The organism is Streptomyces sp. NPDC046759, from assembly GCF_040645475.1.
Lineage (GTDB): Bacteria > Actinomycetota > Actinomycetes > Streptomycetales > Streptomycetaceae > Streptomyces.
Genome location: NZ_JBEYYJ010000016.1, coordinates 131533 through 155932, shown reverse-complemented (window position 1 = coordinate 155932; position 24400 = coordinate 131533). Strand labels below are relative to the sequence as shown.

General features: G+C 73.4%; 22 protein-coding genes and 1 pseudogene. 16 read left to right on the top strand and 7 right to left on the bottom strand.

The window, feature by feature from the left end; translation table 11 throughout:
- The first annotated feature begins 266 nt into the window (after positions 1-266).
- From ABZ919_RS22505 to ABZ919_RS22485, 5 genes are read left to right on the top strand one after another with little or no spacing between them, the layout of a single operon-like run.
- A complete protein-coding gene (locus ABZ919_RS22505; RefSeq protein WP_361250525.1) occupies positions 267-1934 on the top strand; it encodes an ATP-binding protein in 1668 nt (555 codons plus the stop codon).
- On the top strand, positions 1931-2335 hold the full coding sequence (locus ABZ919_RS22500) for a roadblock/LC7 domain-containing protein (protein WP_361250523.1): 405 nt from the start codon (positions 1931-1933) through the stop codon (positions 2333-2335). Before ABZ919_RS22505 ends, ABZ919_RS22500 begins: the two co-directional genes overlap by 4 nt.
- Positions 2332-2748 carry a DUF742 domain-containing protein gene (locus tag ABZ919_RS22495; protein ID WP_361250520.1) on the top strand — a complete coding sequence of 139 codons (417 nt, stop codon included), beginning with the start codon at positions 2332-2334 and terminating at the stop codon, positions 2746-2748. Before ABZ919_RS22500 ends, ABZ919_RS22495 begins: the two co-directional genes overlap by 4 nt.
- Positions 2729-3349, top strand: coding sequence for an ATP/GTP-binding protein (locus ABZ919_RS22490; protein ID WP_361250517.1), 621 nt, complete (start codon positions 2729-2731; stop codon positions 3347-3349). Before ABZ919_RS22495 ends, ABZ919_RS22490 begins: the two co-directional genes overlap by 20 nt.
- A 47-nt stretch (positions 3350-3396) precedes the next feature.
- Positions 3397-4890, top strand: coding sequence for a cytochrome P450 (locus ABZ919_RS22485; protein WP_361250514.1), 1494 nt, complete (start codon positions 3397-3399; stop codon positions 4888-4890).
- A 181-nt stretch (positions 4891-5071) separates the two neighbouring features.
- Here ABZ919_RS22485 and ABZ919_RS22480 read toward each other — a convergent pair whose 3' ends face one another.
- Positions 5072-6022, bottom strand: coding sequence for a pseudouridine synthase (locus tag ABZ919_RS22480; RefSeq protein WP_361250511.1), 951 nt, complete (start codon positions 6020-6022; stop codon positions 5072-5074).
- Positions 6023-6149: 127 nt separating this feature from the next.
- On the opposite strand from ABZ919_RS22480, the gene ABZ919_RS22475 reads away from it, so the two are divergent.
- Positions 6150-7082, top strand: a complete 933-nt coding sequence (locus ABZ919_RS22475; RefSeq protein ID WP_361250508.1) for a 5'-nucleotidase — start codon at positions 6150-6152, stop codon at positions 7080-7082.
- Positions 7083-7094: 12 nt separating this feature from the next.
- On the opposite strand, the gene ABZ919_RS22470 is transcribed toward ABZ919_RS22475, so the two are convergent.
- Both ABZ919_RS22470 and ABZ919_RS22465 read right to left on the bottom strand, forming a co-directional pair.
- The gene (locus ABZ919_RS22470; RefSeq protein WP_361250506.1) at positions 7095-7940 is read right to left on the bottom strand and encodes a siderophore-interacting protein; all 846 of its coding nucleotides are present in this window, start codon (positions 7938-7940) and stop codon (positions 7095-7097) included.
- A gap of 111 nt (positions 7941-8051) precedes the next feature.
- On the bottom strand, positions 8052-8978 hold the full coding sequence (locus tag ABZ919_RS22465; protein WP_361250503.1) for a 5'-3' exonuclease: 927 nt from the start codon (positions 8976-8978) through the stop codon (positions 8052-8054).
- 105 nt (positions 8979-9083) lie between these two features.
- Between ABZ919_RS22465 and ABZ919_RS22460 the strand changes: the two are divergent.
- From ABZ919_RS22460 to ABZ919_RS22445, 4 genes and pseudogenes are all read left to right on the top strand, one after another.
- Positions 9084-9491: pseudogene (locus ABZ919_RS22460) on the top strand (glycine betaine ABC transporter substrate-binding protein); the annotation flags it as partial.
- A 405-nt stretch (positions 9492-9896) separates the two neighbouring features.
- Positions 9897-10466 (top strand): helix-turn-helix domain-containing protein, encoded by a 570-nt coding sequence (locus ABZ919_RS22455; RefSeq protein WP_361250500.1) that lies wholly within the window; start codon positions 9897-9899, stop codon positions 10464-10466.
- Positions 10467-10563: 97 nt separating this feature from the next.
- On the top strand, positions 10564-11307 hold the full coding sequence (locus tag ABZ919_RS22450) for a helical backbone metal receptor (protein ID WP_361250630.1): 744 nt from the start codon (positions 10564-10566) through the stop codon (positions 11305-11307).
- Between the two features lie 9 nt (positions 11308-11316).
- Positions 11317-12255 (top strand): LysR family transcriptional regulator, encoded by a 939-nt coding sequence (locus ABZ919_RS22445; RefSeq protein WP_361250497.1) that lies wholly within the window; start codon positions 11317-11319, stop codon positions 12253-12255.
- Positions 12256-12835: 580 nt separating this feature from the next.
- On the opposite strand, the gene ABZ919_RS22440 is transcribed toward ABZ919_RS22445, so the two are convergent.
- Both ABZ919_RS22440 and ABZ919_RS22435 read right to left on the bottom strand, forming a co-directional pair.
- Positions 12836-13543: a gamma-glutamyl-gamma-aminobutyrate hydrolase family protein gene (locus tag ABZ919_RS22440; RefSeq protein ID WP_361250495.1), complete on the bottom strand. Its 708-nt coding sequence runs from the start codon at positions 13541-13543 to the stop codon at positions 12836-12838.
- Between the two features lie 52 nt (positions 13544-13595).
- Positions 13596-14333 (bottom strand): FCD domain-containing protein, encoded by a 738-nt coding sequence (locus tag ABZ919_RS22435; RefSeq protein ID WP_361250492.1) that lies wholly within the window; start codon positions 14331-14333, stop codon positions 13596-13598.
- Positions 14334-14428: 95 nt separating this feature from the next.
- On the opposite strand from ABZ919_RS22435, the gene ABZ919_RS22430 reads away from it, so the two are divergent.
- The 3 genes from ABZ919_RS22430 to ABZ919_RS22420 are packed head-to-tail and all read left to right on the top strand — an operon-like array spanning position 14429 to position 17957.
- Positions 14429-15793 carry a glutamine synthetase family protein gene (locus ABZ919_RS22430; protein ID WP_361250489.1) on the top strand — a complete coding sequence of 455 codons (1365 nt, stop codon included), beginning with the start codon at positions 14429-14431 and terminating at the stop codon, positions 15791-15793.
- Between the two features lie 11 nt (positions 15794-15804).
- Complete coding sequence (locus tag ABZ919_RS22425) at positions 15805-17178, top strand: aldehyde dehydrogenase family protein (protein WP_361250486.1); 1374 nt, start codon at positions 15805-15807, stop codon at positions 17176-17178.
- A complete protein-coding gene (locus tag ABZ919_RS22420) occupies positions 17175-17957 on the top strand; it encodes a 3-oxoacyl-ACP reductase (protein ID WP_361250484.1) in 783 nt (260 codons plus the stop codon). The genes ABZ919_RS22425 and ABZ919_RS22420 overlap by 4 nt, the downstream gene beginning before the upstream one ends.
- 9 nt (positions 17958-17966) lie before the next feature.
- On the opposite strand, the gene ABZ919_RS22415 is transcribed toward ABZ919_RS22420, so the two are convergent.
- Positions 17967-19169: an amino acid deaminase/aldolase gene (locus tag ABZ919_RS22415; RefSeq protein ID WP_361250481.1), complete on the bottom strand. Its 1203-nt coding sequence runs from the start codon at positions 19167-19169 to the stop codon at positions 17967-17969.
- A gap of 816 nt (positions 19170-19985) precedes the next feature.
- Between ABZ919_RS22415 and ABZ919_RS22410 the strand changes: the two genes are divergently transcribed.
- Complete coding sequence (locus ABZ919_RS22410) at positions 19986-21257, top strand: hypothetical protein (RefSeq protein ID WP_361250479.1); 1272 nt, start codon at positions 19986-19988, stop codon at positions 21255-21257.
- Positions 21254-22447, top strand: coding sequence for a type VII secretion-associated serine protease mycosin (gene mycP, locus ABZ919_RS22405; protein WP_361250476.1), 1194 nt, complete (start codon positions 21254-21256; stop codon positions 22445-22447). The genes ABZ919_RS22410 and mycP overlap by 4 nt, the downstream gene beginning before the upstream one ends.
- Before the next feature lie 97 nt (positions 22448-22544).
- Here mycP and ABZ919_RS22400 read toward each other — a convergent pair whose 3' ends face one another.
- Positions 22545-23468 carry a serine hydrolase gene (locus ABZ919_RS22400; RefSeq protein ID WP_361250473.1) on the bottom strand — a complete coding sequence of 308 codons (924 nt, stop codon included), beginning with the start codon at positions 23466-23468 and terminating at the stop codon, positions 22545-22547.
- Positions 23469-23668: 200 nt separating this feature from the next.
- Between ABZ919_RS22400 and ABZ919_RS22395 the strand changes: the two genes are divergently transcribed.
- Positions 23669-24400, top strand: a complete 732-nt coding sequence (locus ABZ919_RS22395) for an SseB family protein (protein ID WP_361250470.1) — start codon at positions 23669-23671, stop codon at positions 24398-24400.

Genomic DNA, 24400 nt, shown 5'->3' with positions numbered 1-24400 from the left:
CATGCCCGTGCCCAGTCACCGAACGTGTTCGAATAGGTGCCGAGCGTGCAAATGGGGCCGAGCGTACTCCTGGTGTGCGGGCGATTTCAGGTGCTTGCTGAATATGACACGGCGATGATCCGGTCGGACTAAGCTCGCCCGCGGCGCACCGAGTTGAGGTGAATTCGTGCGCCTGTTCCCAAACATGCGATAAATCCCATCAGTTCCATGAACCTTCCCCCCGCAAGCTCTCCCCACACCCAGCCGATTCGTCTCAGAAGGCATCCATGGTGAGTGTTCAGAAGCCTCCCGGTGGCCGTGAACGTCCCTATGCACGCGTGATGTTGCCGCCGGCCATATTGATGGCCGCCACGACCGGCGCCGCCGTCGCCCTGGCGCCGGCCCCGGCCCGGATCGCTGTCGGCGTGGTCGGGGCCGTTGCCCTGCTGCTGGTCCTCGCCACGGGTGCGGAAGCCGCCCGCCGCGGCCGCAGGCTCCGCGAGGAACAGGCCGGGCACGCCCGTCACAGCGCGTACCTGGAGCACCGGCTCGCCGCCCACGACGAGCTGATCGAGCGCTTCGCCACCGACGTCATCCCCCACGGACTGCTGCGGCTGCGCGCCGGAGAGCCGCTGCGGGACGTGATGGTCAACGGCTACGACGTCGACCCCGAGCTGCGTGCCCTGCCCGATTCCTACCGTGAGCTGTTCCGCGCCGCGATGCGCGGAGCCGACCGCGAGATCTCGATGCGCGACGCCACCGAGCGCTCCTTCGTGAGCATCGCCCGCCGCGTCCAGGCCATCGTCCACCAGCAGTCCAACGAACTGCGGGAGATGGAGGAGGACCACGGCCGCAACCCCGAGGTCTTCGACGACCTGCTGCGCATCGACCACGGCACGTCCCTGATCGGCCGTCTCGCCGACACCATCTCCGTGCTCGGCGGCGGCCGCCCCGGCCGCCAGTGGCCCCTGCCGGTCTCCCTCTACAGCACGCTGCGCGGTGCCATGTCGCGCATCCTGGAGTACCGCCGCATCCAGCTGAACTCCATCGTCAACATCAACATCAAGGGCACCTCCGTGGAGCCGGTGCTCCACGCCGCCGCCGAGCTGTTCGACAACGCCACCCGCTACTCGCCGCCCACGGCGAAGGTGCACGTCACCGCCACCGAGGTGCAGGCCGGTATCGCCATCGAGATCGAGGACGCCGGCGTCAGCCTCAGCGAGGAGTCCCGCGCCCGCATCGAGAAGATGATCGAGGACGCCAAGAACCTCGACGACGCCCACAACCTCGGCGAGAACCCGCGCCTCGGCCTCGCCGTCGTCGGCCGCCTGTGCAAGATGTTCGACATGGAGGTCTCGCTGCGGTCCTCCGCCTACGGAGGGGTCCGCGCGATCCTCGTCGTGCCGCGCGTCATGACGACCACCGAGCCCGGTGTCGGCGCCGCCCACGGCATCGGTGCCACCGGTACGCCGATTCCCGCGCTCGGCGCGGTCGAGGGCCCCAAGCGCCCGCCGAAGCGACGCCGCCCCACCAGTCCCAAGATCCCGGCCGGGATCTCGATGGAGGACGACGTCCCGGTGGTCACCGAGTGGACGGCGGGCGGCCTGCCGCAGCGCCGCAGCCGGATGAAGACCCCGCTGAGCCAGCGCTTCGCCGAGCAGGCCGAGGTCGAGCAGGCCGAACGAGAGGGCAGGCCCACCATCTGGTCCCAGCCCCGGCCCGCGGAGCCCGAGCCCGCGATGGACCCCGAGCGCAAGAGGCTCATGGAGCGGCCGCCCGGCCTGGGGATCGAGGAGTTCTGGGCCGGCCTGCGCAAAGGCATGCCCGAGGACGCCACCGCCGCCGAACTCACCGACTTCACGCTGCACCCGGAAAAGTACGTGCACCTGCTCAACGATTCCGACACCGCCACCGAGGCCGTCACCGGGGCCGACGACGAGGGGGACCTCAAGTGATCCAGCAGCGAGGCAACATCGACTGGATGCTCAAGCAGCTCAACGACGGCGTGCCGGGCATCGAGATGATCGTCGTCCTCTCCGCGGACGGACTGCGCATCGCCCGCTACGGCGGCGACCCCGACGCCGCCGACCGGGTGGCCGCCGCCTGCGCGGGCGTACAGAGCCTGGCCGGCGCCATCATCAAGGAGCTTCCCGGCGCCGGTGACATGAAGGTCGTCGTCTTCGAGATCGACGGCGGCTACTTCTACCTGATGAACGCGGGCGACAACGCCTACCTCGCCGTACTCGCCGACGTGACCTGCGAGCCGGGCCGGATGAGCGGCATGATGCGTGACCTGGTCGTCCGGATCGGCGCCCATCTCACCAGTCCGCCCCGGCGGAACGGGCAGAGCGTATGACTCCTGCACGACGCAAACGGCGCGAGCCGAAGCCCCCGCCGCCGGCACAGCCCGCGGCGCCCGAGCCGGCGGACGGCGAACCCGAGCCCAAGAACCCCGAACGGCTCTACGCCGTCGCCGGATCCGAGGAAGGCGCACGCGCCGAGCTGGACCTCGTGACCTTGATCGTGGCGCGTGACGCGTCCAAGCCGGCCGCCTCGCCGGAGCAGGCCGCGGTCCTGCGGCTGTGCTCGAACCCCTTGTCCGTGGCCGAGCTCTCGGCCTACCTGAACCTGCCGTTCAGCGCGATGACCGTCCTGCTCACCGAGCTGATCACGGCCGAACTGGTGCAGGTGCGCGCCCCGGTCGTCCGCCGGGCGCTCCCCGACCGTTCACTCCTCGAAGCGGTGATGCATGGACTTCAACGGCTCTGACACCATCCCCGGACCACGCACCGAGGACCACCTGCCGCACACGGCGCAGTCCGCGGTGAAGATCGTGATCGTGGGCGGCTTCGGTGTCGGCAAGACCACCATGGTCGGCTCCGTCAGCGACATCAGACCGCTGACCACCGAGGAGACCATGACCCAGGCCGGCATCGGCGTGGACGACAACTTCGGCTCCGACACCAAGACGGCCACCACCGTGGCCATGGACTTCGGCCGTATCAGCATCACCGACAAGCTGGTGCTCTATCTCTTCGGCACCCCCGGCCAGGAGCGCTTCTGGTTCCTGTGGAACGGCCTGTTCGAAGGCGCGCTCGGCGCGGTCGTCCTCGTCGACACCCGGCGTCTGGAGGTCAGCTTCGACGTCATGGGCCGGCTGGAGGAACGCGGCGTTCCCTTCGTCGTCGCCGTCAACTCCTTCCCGGACGCGCCCCGTTACCCTCTCGAGGAACTGCGCACCGCGCTCGACCTGACCCCGGAGATCCCGATCATGGAGTGCGACGTGCGCCGCCGGGCCTCCAGCAAGGAGGTGCTGATGACCCTGATGCGCTTCCTGCACTCGATCGCCCTGTCCCGCGCCCTCACCTGACCCGTGGCCTACCGACCCCCTCACCCCTTTCGTTCCGGAGCGACACCGTGACGTCTGAATTCTGGTCCCCGACCGGCACCGACACCGACCCCGTTCCCGGCCCGCCGCCGGGCTGCCCCGCGCACGGCCTCGGCCCCGGCGGGCTGCACCGGCTCTACGGCCCCGCCGCGGACGACCTGGGCGACCTCTACGAACGGCTGCGGGAGCAGCACGGCCCCGTGGCGCCCGTCCTGCTGCACGAAGACGTACCGATGTGGGTGGTCCTCGGGCACGCCGAGAACCAGCACCTGGTGCGCAGCCCCTCCCTGTACACGCGGGACAGCCGGATCTGGAGCCCGCTCGCGGAGGGCATGGTCAAGCCCGACCACCCGCTCATGCCGCACATCGCCTGGCAGCCGATCTGCTCGCACGCCGAGGGCGACGAGCACCAGCGGCTGCGCGCGGCGGTCACCGCGGCCATGGCCACCATGGACCACCGCACCCTGCGCCGCCACATCGGCCTCCACACCCAGGGCCTGGTCAACAGCTTCTGCGAACGCGGCCGGGCCGACCTGGTCTCCCAGTTCGCCGAGCATCTGCCGATGGCCGTCATGTGCGAGATCCTCGGCATGCCCGAGGAGTACAACGACCGCATGGTGCAGGCCGCGCGGGACGCACTGAAGGGCACCGAGACCGCCCTGCAGAGCCACGCCTACGTGATGGACGCGCTGAGCCGGCTCACCACCCGGCGCCGCGCCCGGCCGGAGGACGACTTCACCAGCCATCTCGTCACCCACCCGGCCGGACTCAGCGACGACGAGGTCCGCGAACACCTGCGGCTCGTCCTCTTCGCCGCCTACGAGGCCACCGCCAACCTCCTCGCCAACGCGCTGCGGATGGTGCTCACCGAGCCGGGCTTCCGCGCCAAGCTCAGCGGCGGCCAGATGACCGTGCCGGAGGCCATCGAGCAGTCGCTGTGGGACGAGCCGCCGTTCAGCACCGTGTTCGGCTACTACGCCAAGCAGGACACCGAGCTGGGCGGCCAGCGCATCCGCAAGGGCGACGGTCTGTTGTTCGCGCCCGCGCCGGGCAACCTCGACCCGCGTATCCGCCCGGACCTGTCCGCGAGCATGCAGGGCAACCGCTCGCACCTCGCCTTCGGCGGCGGCCCGCACGAGTGCCCCGGCCAGGACATCGGCCGTGCCATCGCCGACGTCGGTGTCGACGCGCTGCTGATGCGGCTGTCCGACATCCAGCTCGACTGCGAAGAGGAGGAGTTGAGCTGGCGTTCGTCCATCGCCTCGCGGCACCTGGTGTCCCTGCCCGTGCGCTTCGAGCCGAAGCCGCAGCAGGACGTCAACGTTCCGCCGAGGCCGATGCCCGTCCCGCCGCAGCGCAGCCCGCAGTTCGGCACCCAGCGCTCCGACCAGGCCCCGGCCCCCGCGCCCCGCCCCGTCGCACCCGGCCCGGCCGCACCCGGTCCCTACCCCACGGCTCCCGAACCGGCGGTGCGCCGGCGGGGGATCTGGCAGCGCCTGCTCACCTGGTGGCGCGGCGAGTGACCGGTGCCGGGCCGGCCTGCGCCATGATGTGCCGCCGGTCGCCCGGGGGCGCCGCCGGGGCCGGCCGCTCCACCGGGGCCGGCCGCTCCCCCCGGTTCTCGGCTTCGCTCCAGCGCGCGGGGAGCGCCATGGCGGCGGTAGCCGCACATCGGACGGGGCCCCGCTGCCCTTCCGGGCACGCTCAGCCCCGGCCCGCCCAGCTGTCGTGCGACTCCCAGGCCTGGAGCACGCGTTCGCTGACGAACATGTGCTCCACGCCGGTGACGGGATCCGTGAACCCGAGCCTTCGGGCGAGCAGTTGCAGGGGCCGCCGGAAGTCGCCTGCCGGCACCGGGGCGGTCACCTCGGGATAGAGCGGATCACCGAGGATGGGTACGCCGAGGGCGTTCAGATGCACCCGCAGCTGATGGGTCTGGCCGGTCGCCGGGACGAGCCGGTACCGGGCCAGGCCGCCTCGCTGCCCGGACCGCTCGACGTACGTCTCGGCGTTCGGCTCGCCCGCGACCTCCCGGGCGGCCGGCACCCCGCGTTCCTTCACGATCCGGCTGCGCACGGTCCTCGGCAGGACCAGCGAGGGGTCGTACGGGGCGATCGCCTCGTACTCCTTGCGCACCCGCCGGTCCCGGAACAGCGTCTGGTACGCGCCGCGTTCCTCCGGCCGCACCGTGAACAGCACCAGCCCCGCCGTCAGCCGGTCCAGGCGGTGCGCCGCGGTCAGCGTCGGAATGCCCAGCTCGCGCCGCAGGCGGGCCAGCGCGGTCTCGGCCACATGCGTGCCGCGCGGGGTCGTGGCGAGGAAGTGCGGCTTGTCGGCGACGACGATGTGCGCGTCCCGGTGCACCACCTCCACCGGGAACGGCACCGGCACCTCGGTGGGCAGCTCGCGGTGGAACCACACGAACATCCCCGGCTCGTACGGTGCGTCGGGCGCCACCGCCCGCCCGTCGGCACCGACGATCAACCCCGCGTCGAACATCGACGCGACCATTCCGGGTCCGGCCCCCGTCAGCCGTGCCACCAGATGCTCCCGCACGGTGGCCCACGCCCCCTCGTACGGCAGCCGCACCCGCACGGGGTCGACACCGTCGCGCTGGGGGAGCGGGGCGGGCGGGGGCGGGATACGGCGTCTCATCGGGGTCCAGGGTACTGGGCACGTCAGGGCCGATCACCCGGTGCGGAGCCCGGCCGCCGGCACGAGATCGCCCACGCGAGGGCCGCCGCTGGACACGTACGCGGTGATCGGTGTGAGGATGTGGCGCATGCCGGCCTACGACCTCGCGAACCGACTCGTCGTCGGTGTCGCCTCCAGCGCCCTGTTCGATCTGCGGGAGTCGGACGCGGTCTTCCGGGAACAGGGCGAGGAGGCCTACCGGGCCTACCAGGAGCAGCACGTGGACGACACGCTCCGGCCCGGGGTCGCGTTCGCGTTCATCCGCAGGCTGCTGTCGCTGAACGACCTCGGCGAGCCGGGAGATCCGCTCGTCGAGGTCATCATCCTCTCCCGCAACGACCCTGACACGGGCCTGCGGGTCATGCGGTCGATCCAGGCCCATCGGCTGGCGATCAGCCGGGCCGTGTTCATGCAGGGCCGGTCCCCGTACCGGTTCATGCCGGCGCTGAACATGTCCCTGTTCCTGTCGGCGAACGGTGACGACGTGCGGGAGGCCGTCGCCGCCGGACTGCCCGCGGGGCATGTCCTCGGCGCGTCGTACCCGGACGACCCCGCCGACCGGGAACTGCGGATCGCCTTCGACTTCGACGGGGTGCTCGCCGGCGACGCGGCCGAGCAGGTGTACCAGTCCGGCGGTCTGGAGGAGTTCCGCGCGCACGAGGCCCGGAACGCGGCGACCCCGCACGACCCCGGGCCGCTGCGCGACTTCCTCGCGAGCGTCAACCGGATACAGCGCCGGGAGGAGGAGCGGCGCGGGAGCGACCCGGACTACACGGTCCGGGTCCGCGTCTCCATCGTGACCGCCCGCAACGCGCCGGCCCACGAGCGTGCCGTGAACAGCCTCAAGCAGTGGGGGGTGCGCGTCGACGACGCCTTCTTCCTCGGCGGCGTGGACAAGGGGGCGGTCATGCGGGTGCTGGACCCGCACATCTTCTTCGACGACCAGGTGACTCACCTGGAGAGCACGTCCCGGACCACGCCGAGCGTGCACGTCCCGTTCGGCAGGATCAACGAGACCTGAGCCAAGGCGCTCTCAGGCTGCCGCCGCGCTGCTCTCCTGCTCGGCCTCGATCCGGGCGTTCCACTCCCGCTTGGAGGCCTGCCAGCCGTCCTCGTTGTGGCCCAGGCGCCAGTAGCCGGAGATCGAGAGGTCCTCGCGCGGGATGTTCAGGTCGACCCGCAGCAGGCGGCGCAGCTCCTTCACGAAGCCCGCCTCCCCGTGCACGAACGCCTGCACCCGGCCCGCGGGGAACGCGAACGCGCGCACGGCCTCCAGCAGTGCCTCGCCGACCGGCCGGTCCCCGCGGTGCAGCCAGACGACCTCCACATCGGAGTCGATCTTCTGCTCCTCCTCGGGGCCCGCCACCTCCACGAAGGCATGGGCGCGGGTGCCGGCGGGCAGCGACTCCAGGGCCCGCGCGATCGCGGGCAGCGCGCTCTCGTCACCGGCGAGCAGATGCCAGTCGGCCGCCGGGTCGGGAGCGTAGGCGCCGCCGGGGCCCATGAAGCGCACGGTCTCGCCGGGCCGTACCCGGGTGGCCCACGGTCCGGCCAGGCCCTCGTCGCCGTGGACGACGAAGTCCAGGGTCACTTCGCTGTGTTCGGGGTCCCACGCGCGCACGGTGTAGGTCCGGGTCACCGGCCACTGCGCGGGCGGGAACTCCGCACGGATCCGCTCCAGGTCGAAGGGCTCGGGGTAGGTCACGCCCTCGGGGCAGAACAGCAGCTTCACATAGTGGTCGGTGCAGGTGTCCGCGGCGAAGTCGGCAAGGCCGGCGCCGCCGAGCACCACCCGCTGCATGTGCGGGGTCAGCCGCTCGGTGCGAACGACATGGGCGGTGCGGGTCTTGCGTGGCTTTCGGCCAGGACGCTCTGCCATCACGACCTCCTGCGAACTGATTAGGTTTGGTTTACCTAAGTTAGCACCTCGCTCTGACGTAACACCTCTCTCCTGAGGGCCGGATGACGGCCCTTTGCCGGAATATTCCGGTCAAGGTCGCTCGGCGAGCGTGCTCAGCAGCCGCTGCAGCGAGCCGCCGAGTCCCCACCGCGCGGCCAACCGCTCCAAGGCCGCCGGGTCACGTGGCGCGTGCGGCAGGGCCGTGTCCACGTCCGGCAGCGGCACGTCGTCGGCCACCCGCACCACCTTCGGCGCCACCGCGACATACGGCCGGGCCTCGTCCAGCCGTCTGCGCTGCGACGGCGTGAGCCTCGCCCGCGGGTCGTCCACCGCCGTCATGATCCCGGCCAGGTCGCCGAACTCGGCGAGCAGCCTGGCGGCCGTCTTCTCGCCGATCCCGGCCACCCCCGGCAGGCCGTCGCTGGGGTCGCCGCGCAGCAGCGCCAGATCCGCGTACCCCCGCCCGTCGACCCCATACTTCTCGCGCAGCACCGCCTCGTCGGTCAGCTGAAGCGTGCCGACGCCCTTCAGGGGGTACAGCACCCGGATCCCGCGCGCGTCGTCCACCAGCTGATACAGATCGCGGTCGCCGGTGACGATGTCCACCGGGCCCGCGGCGCGCCCGGTGAACGTACCGATCACGTCGTCGGCCTCATACCCGGCGACACCCACCCGGGCGATCCCGATCGCGTCCAGTACGTCCTCGATGACCGGCACCTGCGGCAAGAGGGTGTCGGGCACCTGCTCCTCGTCCGGCGCGCCCTCGTGTTCCTCGGCGACCCGGTGCGCCTTGTAGGTGGGGATGAGGTCCACCCGCCACTGCGGCCGCCAGTCGGCGTCCATGCAGGCCACCAGCTGCTGCGGCCGGTGGTCCCGGACCAGCCGGTCGATGAAGTCCAGCAGTCCGCGCACGGCGTTCACAGGCGTGCCGTCCGGTGCCTTCACGGAGTCCGGGACGCCGAAGTAGGCGCGGAAGTACAGCGAGGCGGTGTCGAGGAGCATGAGTCGTCCGGTCACGCTCGCATCATGCCGTACGGCACCGACAGTCACCCGGTGAGCGCACGCTTGAGGCCGAGCACCTGTTCAAGGTCTTCGGCAGACGACCGGACGAAGCGGTTCCAGGGCGCCTACGACGTGATCGACGGCTCCACTCCGGCCATGCTCGCCGAACTCAAGCGCGCCTACGCCCGGAAGCAGCCCGTCGTCGTCACCCTGTGGTCCCCGCACTGGGCCTACAGCGACTACGGCCTGAAGAAGCTGAAGGACCCCGAGGGCGCCTGGGGCAAGGGCGACGGCGTGCACACGCTGGCCCGTAAGGGCTTCGCCGCCGACAACCCCGAGGTCGGCCGCTGGCTGAAGGACTTCTCCATGACCGAGAAGCAGCTCACCGGTCTGGAGTCGCAGATCCAGAAGGCCGGCAAGGGCAGGGAGCAGGACGCCGCCCGCACCTGGCTGCGCAAGAACCCGGGCCTGGTCGACACCTGGGCCCCGGTCGCCAAGAAGGACGTCAGGAGCCAGGCGGCCGGGTGACCTGACCGCCCCGGACCGCCACCCGAGGGGCGGGCACCGCCGGACGTCGCCCAGGCGCCCGGCGAGGCCCGCCCCTCGCGGCATGTCCAGCCCTGGGACGGGCCGCCCCGGCTACGGCAAGGATCCGGCCAATCACCATGCGTGGTGACCGTGGGCCGGCGGAGCCGCGCGGCCCAGTTGGCGGGCGTCTTCGTCATCGGGCGGTGAGGCGTCGCGGCCCGGTCCTGGCCGCCGTGACGCGGCGCGAACCATGAGGGTGGGGACTCGGCAGCATGTCGGGTATGTGACCGCCGCGTGAAACGGTTTGCCGAACATGCGTAGGGTGCAGAGAAGTCATCGGAAGAGGTGTGCCCCGGCCCGGGCACCCGGACAGCGGCACGACGAGCGAGGGAGGGAGCCGGAGCGATGGGCGACCACAAAGAGCAGCCCGTGCGGGTGGGCGCAGCCGTCCGGCGGCGCCGCCGTGCCCTGGAGCTGACGCTCGCCGTCGTGGCCGAGCGCAGTGGCCTCTCGGTGCCGTTCCTCAGCCAGGTGGAGAACGACCGGGCCCGCCCCAGCCGCACCTCGCTGGAGAAGCTCGCCGACGCCCTGCGCACCACCGCCGTCGAGCTCCTCGCCGCCGCCGACCCGGCGGCCAGCGTGGACGTCGTGCGCGCTGACCCGGCCGCCGAGGGCGACTTCGAGGCCCGGACCCGTTCCCTGGTGCGAGGTCACCACCAGTTGCACGCCTCGGAGTTCACCGGTGACCATGACGCCGGCCGTGAGTTCCAGCACCGCAACGACGAGCTGATGTACGTCGCCGACGGCGCGGTCGAGATCGAGGCCGAGGGCCGCGCGTACCGCCTCGGGCGCGGTGACACGCTGTACCTGACCGGTGGGGTGCGGCACCGGTGGCGGGCCACGGTGCCGGACACACGGGTGATCGTGGTGGCGGTGGCGGAGCACATCGAGGCCGTGCAGGATCGGTCTCGCTAGGCCGTCGGTCTTCCGTGAAGGGTGCGTCGTGGCCGGTCGGGCCCACGCGGCGGCAGCCGCACACCAGGTACAGCCCGCCACCCCTTCGCGGGCGCGGATCGTCTCGCTGGTCCCCTCGCTCACGGAGGCCGTGGCCAGGACCCTTCCCGGCGCCCTCGTCGGCGCCACCGACTGGTGCACCCACCCTGCCGGCCTCGACGTCACCAGGATCGGCGGCACCAAGAACCCGGGGCTCGACCGCATCCTCGCGCTCGCCCCCGATCTGGTGATCGCCAACGAGGAGGAGAACCGGGCGCCGGACCTCGACGCCCTGCGCGTGGCGGGTCTGGAGGTGCTGGTCACCGAGGTGCGGAGCGTTCCGCAGGCCTTCGCCGAGCTGGAGCGGACGCTGACCGCCTGCGGTGCGCCGGGCCGGCCCCGGTGGCTGGAGCGGGCCGAGGCCGCCTGGACCTCCCTGCCGGAGCCGCCGGCCCGTACGACGGCCGTCGTACCGATCTGGCGCCGGCCCTGGATGGTCCTCGGCCGGGACACCTTCGCCGGTGACGTCCTGGCGCGGCTCGGCGTCGACCACCTGTACGCCGGCCACCGCGACCGTTACCCGCGCGTGCCGCTGGAGGAGCTGTGCGCCGCGGCCCCGGACGTGGTCGTCCTGCCCGACGAGCCCTACCGCTTCACCTCCGACGACGGCCCCGAGGCCTTCCCCGGGCTGCCCTGTGCCCCGGTCAGCGGGCGGCATCTCACCTGGTACGGCCCGTCCCTGGCCGAGGCGCCACGAGTGCTCGCCGAGGCGCTGCGAGCAGCTCGTCGCCGACCAGGAAGGTCCTTCCCCCCTACGGCATAAGCTGGTCTTATGAGTGAGTCGGAGGGGTGGCGAGAGCGCTCGGAACCGGGGCGTCCGGAGTCGCTGGCACACCGGGTGCCCGACCTGGCCGGCCTGGAGCTGCTGCTGGCGGTGGCGCGGCTGGGCAGTCTCGGCGCGGCGGCACGCGAGGTCGGCATCACCCAGCCCGCCGCCAGCAGCCGCATCCGCTCCATGGAACGGCAGCTGGGCGTGGCCCTGGTCGACCGCTCGCCCCGCGGCTCCCGGCTCACGGACGCCGGCGCCCTGGTCACGGACTGGGCCCGGCGCGTGGTCGAGGCGGCGGCGGCCTTCGACGCCGGCGCGCGGGCGCTGCGGGACCGGCGGGACTCGCGCCTGCGGGTCGCGGCGAGCATGACCATCGCCGAGTACCTGCTCCCCGGCTGGCTCCTCGCCCTGCACGCCGAGCGGCCCGACACGGCCGTCTCGCTGCTCGCCGGCAACTCCGCCAAGGTCGCGGAACTGCTGCTGGCCGGGGAGGCGGACCTCGGGTTCGTGGAGGGCCTGTCGGTCCCGACGGGTCTGGACTCCGCCGTCATCGCCCGCGACCGCCTGATCGTCGTGACCGCGCCCGGCCATCCGTGGGCCCGTCGCCGTCGCCCCCTGACGGCGGAGGAACTCGCGAGCACCCCCCTGATCCTCCGCGAGCGCGGCTCCGGCACCCGCCAAGTCCTGGACGCGGCGCTCGGCGGGCTCGCCCGTCCTCTGATCGAGCTGTCCTCGACCACGGCCGTCAAGGCGTCGGCGGTCAGCGGCGCGGGCCCCTCGGTCCTCAGCGAGCTGGCCGTGGGGGAGGAGCTCGCGATGCGACGCCTGGTCAGCATCCCGGTGGAGGGCGTCGTCCTGCGCCGTGACCTCCGGGCGGTGTGGCCCACGGGACACCGGCCCACCGGGCCGGCACGGGACCTGCTGTCGCTGACGCGGGGCTGACGGCGCGGCGATCCACGGCGCGGGACGCCCCGAAGGGACGCGGGGACCGGGCGACCAGCCCACCGCGCACCGGCACCCCGGCAGACGGCCCGGCCCGGCCCGCAGGGCAACAGGCACCGTCCCGCCGGCACCCGCACCCGGCAACGAGGCTCGCCGGCCGGTGGTGAGGCCGGGGGCCCCGGTGGGGCCGCCGGGCGGCGGGCTCGCGCGGCCGCCGTCGGGTTCCGGTGCGGCGGAGCAGGGCCCTGACGCTCCGACCGGATCCCGGCCTGTCCCCGCGCAGGTTCCCTCGACCCCACACCGCCGAGCCGCCCACTCCGCGCCCGTCCGGCGGGGCCAGGGTGCGGCGGCCCAGGGGTCGCTCGGCGGCCTGTTGTGACCGTGTGCGGGACTGTGGCTGGGGTCTGGTGTCAGGGGTGGCGGGTGGCGCGCCGTGTGGCGGCTGCGACCAGTGCGGTCTCGCGTGCGGCCCGCGTGGCCGACGGTGCGGGTCCTGCGCCGAGCCGGTCCGCGGCCCGGTGGTGTTCGGTGGCCGGTTGTGACCGTGTGCGTGGCCACTGCGGCTGTCGGGGGTCTGGTGTCAGGGGTGGCGGGTGGCGCGCCGTGCGGCGGCTGCGACCAGTGCGGTCATCACCCTCGGGTCCTCGCCCATCTCGGGGTGCCACTGCACGCCCAGCACCCAGCCGTGTTCCGCGGGCAGTTCGACCGCCTCCACCGTGCCGTCCGCCGCGTGGGCCGACGGCACCAGTCCCGCGCCGAGCCGGTCCACGGCCTGGTGGTGATAGGTGGGCACCGTCGTCTCCTCCGGGACGATTCCGGCGTACAGGCTCCCCGGTGTCGGCTTCACCGTGTGGCCGCCGAACACACCGACCACCTCCGCGTGGCCCTCCAGGTGCTGGATCAGCGTGCCGCCGAGCGCCACGTTCAGCAGCTGCATGCCCCGGCAGATCCCCAGCAGCGGCACCCCGGCCGGCAGCGCGGCGTCGATCAGCGCCAGCTCCCACGCGTCCCGCTCCGGCGCGGGCGGCCCCGTACGCGGCGAGCGTTCGGCGCCGTACCGGGCCGGATCCACGTCCGGGCCGCCGGCGATGACCAGCCCGTCCAGCCGGGCCACCGTCTTCGCCGCGTGCCCGGGCGCGTCCGGCGGCAACATCGCGGCCAGTCCGCCCGCCCGCTGCACCAGCCGGGGGTAGCCGGTCGGCAGCAGCGCCGCCGCCAGCTCCCACACTCCCCAGCGCGCGCCGGACTCCCAATAGGTGCTGATGCCGATCAGCGGTCGTACGGTCATACCGCCCTCCCCGGAAGCAAAAGGTTCACCCGCACACCTTTACAAGAACACGCTACGCCAGGAAGCCCCGCAGCAGCGCCGCCGTGCCCGCGCAGTGCTCGCGCATCATCTCCCGCGCGCCGTCGGCGTCCCCGTCCAGCACCGCCTCCACCAGCGCGGTGTGCTGGCGCTGCGAGTGCTCGAGATTGCGCACCAGCAGCGGGATGCAGTCGAGCAGGTCGTTGACCGTGGCCCGGACCGCCGCGTACTGCGCGGTCAGGGACGGCGAGCCACACACCTCGGCGAGCGTCAGGTGCAGCAGGGTGTCCGCGCGCCGGTAGTCCGCCAGCGGGGCCTCATGGGTACGGTCCAGGGCCTCGCGCAGCCGGTCCGCCTGCTCGTCCGTGAGACCGTGCGCCGCGCACAGTCCGGCCGCGCCGACCTCCAGCACCTCGCGGAACCGCAGCACGTCCTCGATGTCCGTCGCGGCGATCCGGCGCCGCAGCTCGTCCTCGCCGCCGGCGTCCGTGCGGTGCAGCACGAACGTTCCGCCGTAGCGCCCGCGCCGTGCCTCCACCAGACCCTGGTCCTGGAGCACCTTCAGCACCTCGCGCAGCGTCACCCGGCTGATCCCGAGCCGCTCCGCCAGCTCCCGCTCCGCCGGCAGCCGTTCCCCGCCCGGCACCAGGCCGAGCCGCACGACCTGGAGGATCTGCTCCAGCGCCTCCTCGAAGCCGTTGCCCGCCCGCACCGGCCGCAGCACCGGAGCGAGCCGGTCACCCGGCCCGTAGGGGCCGATGTCCTGCGACATCCGCCGTACCCCCTTCCCAAGCAATGGTTCTGAGCAATACCTTATGGCTCCCGGCCCGGCCGAAAAAGCGCGAAGGCGCCGAAGGAGGCTCTCCCGTGGCAGACCGCACACCCCCGCTCAGTGTCGAGGAACTGCACGCCCTCGTCGCGAGCGGTGAGATCGACACTGTCGTCCTGGCCTTCCCCGACATGCAAGGGCGGCTGCAGGGCAAGCGGTTCGCCGCCCGCTTCTTCCTCGACGAGGTCCTGCACCACGGCACCGAGGGCTGCAACTACCTGCTCGCCGTCGACACCGAGATGAACACCGTCGACGGTTACGCGATGTCCTCGTGGGAGCGGGGCTACGGCGACTTCGCCATGCGTCCCGACCCGTCCACCCTGCGCCGCCTCCCCTGGCACCCGGGCACCGCCCTGCTCCTCGCCGACCTGGCCTGGAACGACGGCGGCCCGGTCGTCGCAGCGCCCCGCCAGATCCTGCGCCGCCAGCTGGAGCGGCTCGCCGAGCTTGGCTACACCGCACAGGTCGGCACCGAGCTGGAGTTCATCGTCTTCAAGGACAGCTACGAACAGGCCTGGGACGCGAACTACCGGGGGCTCACCCCGGCCAACCAGTACAACATCGACTACTCCGTCCTCGGCACCGGCCGCATCGAGCCCCTGCTGCGCCGGCTGCGCAACGACATGGCCGGCGCCGGCCTCACCGTCGAGTCCGCCAAGGGCGAGTGCAACCCCGGCCAGCACGAGATCGCCTTCCGCTACGACGAGGCCCTCGTCACCTGTGACCAGCACGCCCTGTACAAGACGGGCGCCAAGGAGATCGCCGCGCAGGAGGGCGTCTCGATCACCTTCATGGCGAAGTACAACGAGCGCGAAGGCAACTCCTGTCACATCCACCTCTCGCTCGCCGACGCCGACGGCAACAACGCCATGGCCGGGGACGGTCCCGGCGGCATGTCCGACGTGATGCGGCACTTCCTCGCCGGACAGCTCGCCGCCCTGCGTGACTTCTCCCTGCTCTACGCCCCGAACATCAACTCCTACAAGCGGTTCCAGCCGGGCTCCTTCGCCCCCACCGCCGTCGCCTGGGGCCACGACAACCGCACCTGCGCCCTGCGCGTGGTCGGCCACGGCCGCTCCCTGCGCTTCGAGAACCGCCTGCCCGGCGGGGACGTCAACCCGCACCTCGCCGTCGCCGGACTCGTCGCGGCGGGCCTGTACGGCATCGAGCAGAAACTCGAACTCCCCGAGCCCTGCCCCGGCAACGCCTACACGGCCGACTTCGAGCACGTGCCGACCACCCTGCGCGAGGCCGCCGCACTCTGGGAGAACAGCCCGGTGGCCAAGGCAGCCTTCGGCGACGAGGTCGTGGCCCACTACCGCAACATGGCGCGCGTCGAGCTGGAGGCCTTCGACGCCGCGGTCACCGACTGGGAGCTGCGCCGCTCCTTCGAACGCCTGTGAAAGGTCCCCACGTGTCCGAACCGCACGAGCTGACCGTCCTCAACCCCGCCACGGAGGAGGTCCTCGCCACCGTCCCCGCCGCGAGCGAGGAGGACATCGACACCGCCGTCGTACGCGCCACGCGCGCCCAGGCCAAATGGGCCGCCCTCGCACCCGCCGACCGGGCCCGGCTGCTGCGCCGCTTCGCCGACACCGTCGACTCCCACCTGGAGGAACTCGCCCGGCTCGAGGTCCGCGAGGCCGGCCACACCGTCGGCAACGCCCGCTGGGAGGCCGGCAACGCCCGCGACCTGCTGCTGTACGCCGCCGGGGGAGCGGAACGCCTGCTCGGCCGGCAGATCCCGGTGCCCGGCGGCTGGAACGTCACCTTCCAGGAACCGCTCGGTGTCGTCGGCGTGATCGCCCCCTGGAACTTCCCGATGCCGATCGCCGCCTGGGGTTCCTTCCCGGCACTCGCGGCCGGCAACGCGGTCGTCCTCAAGCCCGCCGAGACCACCCCGCTCACGGCACTGCGGCTCGCCGAACTGGCCCTGGAGGCAGGCCTGCCCGAGCACGTCTTCCAGGTGCTGCCCGGCCACGGACACATCGCCGGACGCGCCCTGGTGGACCACCCGGACGCCGCCAAGATCGTGTTCACCGGCTCCACCCGCACCGGCCGCGAGGTGATGGAGCGCTGCGCCCGCCTGGTCAAACCGGTCACCCTGGAGCTCGGCGGCAAGAGCCCCAACATCGTCTTCGCCGACGCCGACCTCAAGGCCGCCCTCGACCCCTTCTCCTTCCTGGACAACTCCGGCCAGGACTGCTGCGCCCGTACCCGCATCCTGGTGCAGGAGACGGTGCTGGAGGAGGCCCGGGACTTCCTCGCCGACGCCCTCGCCTCCGTCGTCGTGGGCGACCCGGCCGACGAGAAGACCCAGATGGGACCGCTGATCTCCCGTCAGCAGCTGGACCGGGTACGGTCGTACGTCCCCGAGGCGGCGCCCGCCCTGCGCGGCAGCGCCCCGCAAGGCCCCGGGTTCTGGTTCCCGCCGACGGTTCTGACGGGGGAGCGGCCGGACAGCGAGGCGGCACGCGAGGAGATCTTCGGGCCCGTCGCCGTCCTCCTGCCCTTCACCGACGAACAGGACGCCGTCCGCCTCGCCAACGACACCCCCTACGGCCTCTCCGGCTCCCTGTGGACCCGGGACCTCGGCCGCGCCCTGCGCGTCTCCCAGACCGTCCGCGCGGGCAACCTGTCCGTCAACTCCCACTCCAGCGTCCGCTACTGGACCCCCTTCGGCGGCTTCAAGCAGTCCGGCCTCGGCCGCGAACTGGGCCCCGACGCCCTGACCGCCTTCACCGAAACCAAGAACGTCTTCATCAGCACGGAGGGCCCCGCACAGTGACCGACAACAGTGTTTGCCGCCGCCTGGTCGGCCATACCGCCGTCGTGACCGGAGCCGGCAGCGGCATCGGCCTCGCCACCGCCCGCCGGCTCGCCTCCGAGGGCGCCCACGTGGTCTGCGCCGACGTGGACGAGGCCCGCGGCAAGGCCGTCGCCGACGAGGTGGGCGGGCTCTTCGTGAAGGTCGACGTCACCGATCCCGAGCAGGTCGAGGCGCTGTTCAGGACGGCGTACGACACCTACGGCAGCGTCGACGTCGCCTTCAACAACGCGGGCATCTCGCCGCCCGACGACGACTCCATCCTGGAGACCGGCCTGGAGGCCTGGAAGCGCGTCCAGGAGGTCAACCTCACCTCCGTCTACCTGTGCTGCAAGGCCGCCATCCCCTACATGCGGCGCCAGGGGAAGGGCTCCATCATCAACACCGCGTCCTTCGTGGCGCGCATGGGCGCCGCCACGAGCCAGATCTCGTACACGGCGTCCAAGGGCGGCGTCCTCGCCATGTCCCGGGAGCTGGGCGTGCAGTTCGCCCGGGAGGGCATCCGCGTGAACGCCCTGTGCCCGGGGCCGGTCAACACCCCGCTGCTGCAGGAGCTGTTCGCGAAGGACCCGGAGCGGGCCGCGCGCCGCCTGGTGCACATCCCGGTCGGCCGGTTCGCCGAGGCCGAGGAGATCGCCGCCGCCGTCGCCTTCCTGGCCAGCGACGACTCCTCCTTCGTCAACGCCACCGACTTCCTGGTGGACGGCGGCATCGCGGGCGCGTACGTCACGCCCCTGTAGGCCGGCCGGTCACAGGAAGGTCTGCCCCTCGCCCCGGTAGGTCGGCACGGTCGCGGTCACCGTGTCCCCCTCGACGAGGTGCAGTGCCTCGAACCGCTCGCACAGCTCGCCCGCCTTGGCGTGCCGGAACCACACCCTGTCGCCGATGAGCAGATCGTCGGCGGGCGAGCCGAGCAGCGGGGTCTGCACCTCCCCGGGGCCCTCCTGGGGGTCGTACTTCAGGCCCTCGGGCAGGTACGGCACCGGCAGCCGGTCCGGGCCGGCGGCGCCGGAGGCCGGGTAGCCGCCGCCGAGCACGGTGACCACGCCGACCCCCGGGCGCCGTACGACGGGCTGGGCGAACAGGGCGGCCGGGCGGCCGGTGAACGAGGTGTAGTTGTCGAAGAGCCGGGGCACGTACAGGCCCGAACCGGCCGCTATCTCGGTCACCGCGTCCTCGGCGGCGGTGTGCTGCACACTGCCCGTGCCTCCGCCGTTGACGAACTCCAGGTCCGGCACGACGGCCCGCACCGCGCGCACGACCGCGGCCCGCCGCCCGGCCAGTTCCCGGCGGGCGGCGGTCTGCATCAGCCGGACGGCCCGCGACCGCAGCGGCCGTCCGGCGACCGCATCCCCGACCCCCGCGACATGCCCCTCGTACGCCATGATCCCCACCAGCCGGAAGCCCGGACGACGGGCCACCGACCGCGCCAGCTCGGCGAGTTGGGTGGGGGAGTGCAGTGGGGAACGCCGCGCGCCGACCCGGACCCGGCCGCCGAGCAGCTTCAGCGAGGTGTCCAACTCCAGGCAGACACGCACCACTTCGCGGCCGCCGTCGCGGGCGGCGTCGATGAGGTCCAGATGCGCAGGGTCGTCCACCATCACGGTCACCGCGCCGGCGAGCTTGGGATCGGCGGCCAGCTCCGCGAATCCGGACCGGTCGGCGGACGGGTAGGCCAGCAGGATGTCGTCGAATCCGGAACGGGCGAGCCACAGCGACTCGGCCAGGGTGAACGACATGATGCCCTGGAAGCCGTCCCTGGCCAGGACACGCTCCAGCAGGGCCCGGCAGCGCACGGACTTGCTGGCGACCCGGACCGGCTTGCCGGCGGCCCGGCGGACGAGATCGGCCGCGTTGGCGTCGAAGGCGTCCAGGTCCACGATCGCGAGAGGGGCGTCGAGATGGGCGGTGGCCCGGTCGTAACGGGCCCGGTCTGGGGCGCGCGCAGTCATGACGGAAGCCTGCCAGACAGGATTACCGCAGGGTAGGGGGACGTTCCGGGCAGATGCCCCGGCGCCCCGGACTGGTTCCGTCCCCACGCCGGACAACCCGTAGAGTGACGCGCACGTACGCGGAACGCGCCCGGCCGCTTCGATCTGAACCGGGATGCCGGTCCGGCCGTACGGGTATGCGTGCCCGGGACGAGGACGTGCGCTCCGGGGCGGCAGAGGAGCAGCACGGCCGTGGACGTGAGGACGGCACGGGCACGAGGAAACGGGGGGTGCATGAGCACGGAAGCGCGCCACGCTCCGGTCCCGCCGCGCCCCTCGACCCCGCCCCGCCCGTCCGCCCCACCGCGTCCGCCGGCCCCGCCCGTTCCCGTTCCGCCGGACGACGTCGACGACGAGCCGTCGGTCTTCACCCCGCGGGCCACCCGCCCGTCCACCGGGGCCGGGGCACGCGACGAGGAGGCCGCATCGGGGGCAGCCGCAAGCGCGGCACTGCCGTCGGCCGAGGGCTTCCTGCGTGAGGGAAGGTCCGTCGCGGACCCGGCCGCAGGACACGGCGGGGCATCGGACGGGGGCTTTGCGTGTGAGGGTCGGTCCGTGGCGGGTCGGGCCGGAGGCGACGGCGGGGTGCCGGGCGGGGGCCGCGCGGGCGAAGACGCGCCGTCTGCCGCAGGGGCCGCGCGCCCTGGTTCCCTCGCCCGGCAGTCCCAGGGCAACGGCTCGCCGTCCGGCACGGCCGGCGGGGACGCCGGCAGCCGTGCCGGGCAGGGGCGTCGGTCAGGCGGACCGCACCCCGCCGTGCCCGCGGCCGGCGCGTCCGTGAGTCCCCCGCCGCCTCCGGCATCGGCCCGGTTCCCCGACGCCCCGCCGAGCACGGGGCGCGCGGCGCACCGCCCGGGACAGGACGCCCGGCGGCCGGGAGCGCCGGTCGAGACACCCGCGGAGACGACGGCCCGGCTCCGCCCGTTCACGGCGGCGCAGACCCCGGCCGCGCCCCGCCCGTTCACCGCGTCGGAGACCACGGCGCGACTCCGCCCGGTCACCGACTCCGCGAAGACCCAGCGCAACGGTGCGGCGCCCGCCCCGGCCCCGGGACGCCCGCCCGCAGGACCGGGCGGCGGGCGCCGTACCGCCGCCGTGCCCGCGTCGTCCGGTCCCGCGGTGCCTGCCGGGCGGACGGAGGCGGGCGCCTGGAGCCCGATGGCCCCCGCCCACCCCGCCGGCCCGCCGCCCGCGGGTGCCTTCGTGCCGGACCCGGCGCTGTCCTGGGGTGCCGCTGCCGCGCGGACCTCCGGGGCGGCCGGGCAGACCGAGGCGCCCGGTGAGCGGAAGGGACACCGGGTGGGGCCCCGTACCGCCGCAGCCGCGGCCTGTCTCGTGCTCGGTATCGGTCTCATCGGCGGTGCCGCGACGGGCAGTTGGCTCACCGACGACGGCGGGGACTCCGCCACCGGCGACCACTTCGCCACCGCCGGGACGCTCTGGCACAACGTGCCCGTCGACCAGCTGTTCCCGCCCACCGTGCAGGGCACGGGCGCCGGACCCGGCGGCGCCGACCGCACCTGGACCAGGATCGCCGTGGCCCCGGACAGCGGCTGCGCCCACGCCTTCGACCCGCTGCTGTCCAAGGTCCTCGCCCCGGTCGGCTGCCGGCGGCTGCTGCGCGCCACCTACACCGACGCCACCCAGAGCTACGTCACCACCGTCGGCCTGCTGTTCACCGACGCCGACCCCGCTGCCATGTCCGCGCTCGCCCACCGCTTCCGTACCGAGCGCCTCGACCGGCGTGCCGACCTGATGCCCCGGCCGTACGCGGCCGGGGGCACCGCCGCGGCCGCCTTCGGCGACCGGCAGCGCGCCTCCTGGACCATCTCGGTGCTCACCGACGCCCCGGCCGTGGTCTACGCCGTCTCCGGCTGGTCCGACGGCCGCAGCGTCGACGTGCCCCAGTCCGCCGGCGACGCGCTCAGGGCCGGCGCCACCAGCGCCGCGGCCCAGTCCGGTCTCGCCAACGAGGCCCAGGGCCTGGCCGGCCACATCGAACGGCGTCTGCGTCAGCGCATCGGCACGGCCACGGAGAAACCTTCATGAGGCGATCGATACGCCGCCGCCGCGTGGACTCCGCCGGCGCGGCGCTGAGCCTGCTGCTCGCCGCTGCCCTCGCCCTGGTGCCGGCCGGTGCCGCACACGCCGACGGGATCCGCGCCCAGCAGTGGGGGCTGGACGCCCTGCACCTGGACGAGGCGTGGCGGACGACGAAGGGCCGGGGCGTCACCGTGGCCGTGCTCGACACCGGCGTCGAGGCCGACCATCCGGACCTCGCCGGCAACGTCCTGCCCGCCAAGGACATGATCGGCTTCGGCGCGGGGCCCGGCGACCGCGACTGGGCCCGGCACGGCACCGCCATGGCCGGCATCATCGCCGGGCACGGCCACGGCCCCGGCGGCAGCGCCGGTGTCATGGGTGTCGCCCCCGAGGCCAGGATCCTGCCCGTGCGGGTGATCCTGGAGGACAACGACCCCGCCCGCGCCAAGGCCCGCACCAGCCGCGGCAACGCCCTCGCCGACGGCATCCGCTGGGCCGCCGACCACGGTGCCGACGTCATCAACCTCTCCCTGGGCGACGACTCGAACTCCGCGCACCCCGAGCCGAGCGAGGACGAGGCCGTGCAGTACGCCCTGAAGAAGGGCGTGGTGGTCGTCGCCTCCGCGGGCAACGGCGGCGACCGGGGCGACCACATCTCCTACCCGGCCGCCTACCCCGGCGTCATCGCCGCCACCGCCGTGGACAAGTACGGCACCCGTGCCTCCTTCTCGACCCGCCGCTGGTACGCGGCGGTCAGCGCGCCCGGCGTCGACGTGGTCATCGCCGACCCCGACCACAAGTACTACGAGGGCTGGGGCACTTCGGCCGCCGCCGCCTTCGTCTCCGGTGCCGCTGCCCTGGTCAAGGCGGCCCACCCCGGTCTGCGCCCGGCCCAGGTCAAAAAGCTCCTGGAGGACACCGCCCGGGACGCGCCGGTCGGCGGCCGGGACGACTCCCGCGGCTTCGGCATGGTCGACCCGGTGGCGGCCCTGAAGGCGGCCGACCGGCTGAAGCCGCAGAGCCTGCGGGCAGCGACGTACGGAAAGAAGTACTTCGGCGCCGGCCCCGACGCCGCCACCGCCACGGCCTCCGCCTCCGACTGGGCCGGCCCGCTGGCCGGCGGTGCCGGCGGCGTCCTGCTGGTGGCCGGAGTGGTCCTGTGGCGGGGCCGAAAACAGCCGGTCCGGACCCGCTAGCCGGTGTCGGACAGCCGGAGCCCCAAGGGTGCCGCCGCACCGGCTCCGGCAGCCGCGGGGTCCGGCCCGCCCGTCGTGACGTGCCCGGCAAGACCGATCACTCACCGGTGAACGCCGCCACCGCCGCCTTCGCCGCCGCCTCCACCAGCGCGATGCCCCGCGCCCGGCTCCCGGTGCCCTTCGACAGCACCGCCACCAGGTAGCCGGTGCCGTCCACCGTGATCCGGCCGATGCTGTTCACGTCCCACAGACCCGTCGTGCTGCGCGCCAGCCAGCCGTTCTTCAGCGCCCAGGAGGTGCCCCCCGCGGCGGCCGACACCCCCCACCCCTGGTCCGCCTCGACCGACTTCATCAGCTCCTGCACATACGCCCGGGAGGCCGCGCTCAGCTCGGAGTCCTCGCCGAACACCTGCTGGAGGAGGACGAGTTGGTCGGCGGCCGTGGTCTGCGTCAGCCCCCACAGCCCACCGTCGCCACCGGAGGTCGCGGTCAGCCCGAAGCGCCTGTTCGCCGCGTCCAGGCCGTCGGCACCTCCGATCGCGTGCCACAGCGCGGTCGCGGAGGCGTTGTCGCTGTTCTCGATCATCTTCGTGGCGTACGCCTGCTCGGTCGCCGTCAGACGCCGGCCCGCGTCCTGCGCCCGGAGCAGCAGCGCCGCCAGGATGTCGACCTTGACGATGCTCGCCGTGTCGAAGGCCGCGTGTCCGTACACGGCACTCTCCCCGGAGTCCACCGCCAGCACGGCCGCCGACACCTGGGCGCCCGCCGGCACGCTCACCGCCGACATCGCCCTGGCCAGCACAGCGTCCCGGTCCACCGCCGGGTCCGTCACGGGTTCCACCGAGGCCTCCTCGCCCGCCCCGGCCGAGTCGGAGGCCGAGGGCACCGCCGCCGACGATACGGCCGCCGCCTCCCGCGACCCCCGCGCCTTCGCACAGGCCGCGCCTGTGGCCGTGACCCCGCCCACGGCGACGACGGCGAGTACGACGGTGAGCAGCGGACGGCGCCGGGACGGGCGCACAGGACGGCCACGGCGGGCTCTGGAGGACGGCGGGCTCTGGAGGACTGCATGCCCGCGATGCCCGGAGCGCGGACTGTGCGCCCCGTCGGCCGGACGGTAGATCCGGGTCAGGGAAAGCTGAGATTCGGGTGAAAGCGGTGACCGCGCTCGCTCCGGCCCCGCACAGGGCCGGCCGCCTTCCCCCGATAGGGTCGGTGACCGTGGCGAACAAGAACATCCCCGACCCCGGCTTCTCCGACGACGACGGTTCCGCCGACCCCCGGCTGAGCGCGGCGCTCGCCGCCTGGGCCGAGGACCGCAGCGCCCTCGGGCCCGTCCTGGAGGCGCTGAAGGGCGCCCGCCTGCTCGTCCCCGTCGTCGCCGTGCTGGGCGAGGTCGAGGAGGACGAGAACGGGCTGCGCCGCGAGAAGACCAGCGACATGGCCGTACCCACGCTGAAGGCCGGCCGGCGCACCGCACTGCCTGCCTTCACCTCGACCGACTCCCTCGCCCGCTGGGATCCCGGGGCCCGCCCGGTCGCCGTACCGCTGCACCAGGCGCTTCAGGCAGCCGCGCACGAGAAGGCCGACACGGTCGTGCTGGACGTCGCCGGACCGGTGCCGTTCGAGCTGACCGGCCCGGCGCTGCTCGCCCTCGCCGAGGGCCGCACCAGCACCGACCCGCTCGCCGACCCGGCCGTCGTCGAGGCCGTCCGCACGGCCGTGGCGGCCGAGCCCGCCGTGCTGCGCGCCCACCTCGGGCCCGGACCGGCCGACGGCACCCTCGCCCTGGTCGTGGACCCGGCCGCGCAGCCCGCCGAGGCCGCCCGGGCGGTCGCCGAGCGCCTCGCCGCCGACGAAACGCTGAGGGCCCGCCTGGTGCGCGGCCTCGACCTGGCACTGCTGCCGGCCGGGACCACGCCTCCCGGCGAGCCCCTGTACGTGAAGGGATAG

Bases quoted from the DNA above. Each gene is read 5' to 3' on its own strand.
- ABZ919_RS22505 (WP_361250525.1), top strand. From the start codon at position 267: ATGGTGAGTGTTCAGAAGCCTCCCGGTGGCCGTGAACGTCCCTATGCA.
- ABZ919_RS22495 (WP_361250520.1), top strand. From the start codon at position 2,332: ATGACTCCTGCACGACGCAAACGGCGCGAGCCGAAGCCCCCGCCGCCG.
- ABZ919_RS22490 (WP_361250517.1), top strand. From the start codon at position 2,729: ATGGACTTCAACGGCTCTGACACCATCCCCGGACCACGCACCGAGGAC.
- ABZ919_RS22480 (WP_361250511.1), bottom strand. From the start codon at position 6,022: ATGAGACGCCGTATCCCGCCCCCGCCCGCCCCGCTCCCCCAGCGCGAC.
- ABZ919_RS22475 (WP_361250508.1), top strand. From the start codon at position 6,150: ATGCCGGCCTACGACCTCGCGAACCGACTCGTCGTCGGTGTCGCCTCC.
- ABZ919_RS22470 (WP_361250506.1), bottom strand. From the start codon at position 7,940: ATGGCAGAGCGTCCTGGCCGAAAGCCACGCAAGACCCGCACCGCCCAT.
- ABZ919_RS22455 (WP_361250500.1), top strand. From the start codon at position 9,897: ATGGGCGACCACAAAGAGCAGCCCGTGCGGGTGGGCGCAGCCGTCCGG.
- ABZ919_RS22445 (WP_361250497.1), top strand. From the start codon at position 11,317: ATGAGTGAGTCGGAGGGGTGGCGAGAGCGCTCGGAACCGGGGCGTCCG.
- ABZ919_RS22440 (WP_361250495.1), bottom strand. From the start codon at position 13,543: ATGACCGTACGACCGCTGATCGGCATCAGCACCTATTGGGAGTCCGGC.
- ABZ919_RS22435 (WP_361250492.1), bottom strand. From the start codon at position 14,333: ATGTCGCAGGACATCGGCCCCTACGGGCCGGGTGACCGGCTCGCTCCG.
- ABZ919_RS22415 (WP_361250481.1), bottom strand. From the start codon at position 19,169: ATGACTGCGCGCGCCCCAGACCGGGCCCGTTACGACCGGGCCACCGCC.
- mycP (WP_361250476.1), top strand. From the start codon at position 21,254: ATGAGGCGATCGATACGCCGCCGCCGCGTGGACTCCGCCGGCGCGGCG.